The organism is Streptomyces alkaliterrae (assembly GCF_007097205.2).
In the GTDB taxonomy this organism is placed as follows: Bacteria; Actinomycetota; Actinomycetes; order Streptomycetales; family Streptomycetaceae; genus Streptomyces; species Streptomyces alkaliterrae.
On the sequence record NZ_VJYK02000564.1, the window covers coordinates 1 to 1,598 of the forward strand.

General features: G+C 72.7%; 2 protein-coding genes. One reads left to right on the top strand and one right to left on the bottom strand.

Annotated features, from left to right (window positions below):
• Window positions 1-188: 188 nt before the first annotated feature.
• Entirely contained in the window at window positions 189-728 is a 540-nt protein-coding gene (locus FNX44_RS26775) for a hypothetical protein (RefSeq protein WP_143651549.1), read from the bottom strand.
• Window positions 729-932: 204 nt separating this feature from the next.
• On the opposite strand from FNX44_RS26775, the gene FNX44_RS26780 reads away from it, so the two are divergent.
• Window positions 933-1,598: hypothetical protein (locus FNX44_RS26780; RefSeq protein WP_228450292.1), on the top strand; the 666-nt coding region annotated here is incomplete at its 3' end.

Sequence of the window (1,598 nt, forward strand, 5' to 3'; positions counted from 1 at the left end):
CAACTCAACGGACAGACCGGGCGGCGGCCACCGCCCGGTCTGTCCGTTGAGTTGAGGGGAGATTAAGAGGACTAGACCAGTGAGTCAATAGGTCCGTACCAAATGAGGCGGGCCGCCTTCCGACGACCCGCCCGCCACCACTCCGATCCCGAACTCCCCGCCGAGCGCGAGGAGTCGAGGCGACCCGCTCAGTTCTCGGCCACCTCCGCGTCGGCCGGGAGTCCGAACTCCTTGCGCGCCTGGCCGGCCAGGTCCGGCCAGCCGCTGCCGGCGCGCCGGTGCACCTCGGCCCGGGCACCGGCGGAGAACTCCTGGTCCAGCCAGCCGGTGTAGTCCGAGCCGAGCCCGGCGTGCCACACTCCGCGCACCCGGTACCCGTCCCCGTCCGCCGCCACCCGGACCTTCGCCGGCGCCATCCAACCCGTCTGCTCGACCAGGCCGTCACCCTTCCTCAGGTACTGCTGGCAGTAAGAGAGCAGGCTCACCCGCAGCTCCCCGCCGTCCCTCTTCTCGATCTCCAGCGGACGCTGCTCGCAGATCCAGCGCCCCTCCTCGCCCTCCTCCCGTGCCTCGGCCAGCAGCGCCTCGTGCACGACGGGCCGCACCTTCGCCCACTGCTTCGCGTCGACCTCCGGTGCCGCCGGCTCTGCCGAACCACCGCACCCCGTGGACGCCGCCAGCAACGCCGCGAGCAATCCTCCGGCCATCGCGGTCCTGCCCCGAATCATCGTCGAACTCCCCGTGTCAGCTGTATCGGTCAACTACCGAGACGAGCCGGCCGGTACCCCGGTTGCGGCTGACCGGTCCCAGGTGATCGGCCCGGGTGGCGCACGACGGCGCATCGGCGCATGTCCCGCCCGATCGGCGGACAGTGACACCGCCTGCCGCTACGGTGATCAGCGGGGAGACGGGAGCGAAGGGGGAGGCGGCCCATGGGGACGCGTCAGGAGCGGCAGCGCCGGACGGACATCGTCCGCTACTGGCGGGCCGTGGAGATGTTCAGCCCGCAGCAGGTCCCGGCGGTCGCGCCGAAACGGCACGTGTACGCGGTCGACGCCGGCGAGCCGCTGCCCTGGGAACGCGGCCACCCGCTGCGGCGCCGTCCGGAGGACCCGGATTCGGAGATGGTCTGGCAACACACGGTCTACTGCGGCGTGTACCGGGTGGCCGGGGTGCGCGACGTGCTGCTGGAGGTGTTCGGGGAGAGCGAGGAGGACCACGACGGGCGGCTGGACGGCAGCAGCGCCCTGCTCGCCTTCGAGGTCACGCACTCCGGTCTGCTGGTACAGGACTCGCTCACCTTCTCCGCCTGCGCCTGGGCCACCGGCCGGGCCCGCAAGCCCGGCCCGGCGGCCCGTGACTGGCTGGACGGCTTCGACGAGCAGGCCGGCGCCTGCTCGCGCGTCGTGCTCGGCGTCGGCGACGGCAGGCTGCCGATCGAGGACCGGCCGGGCGGCAGACTCCCCCCGTTTGCCGGGCTGGCCTGCGAGGTCGCGCTGGACACGGTCACCGGAGGGCTCAGCTCCGCTCTCCGCCCGGTACTGGCCGAACTCCGCGCCGCACTCGACGAGGCCCCGGACCCCGGCACCCCCGAGGAC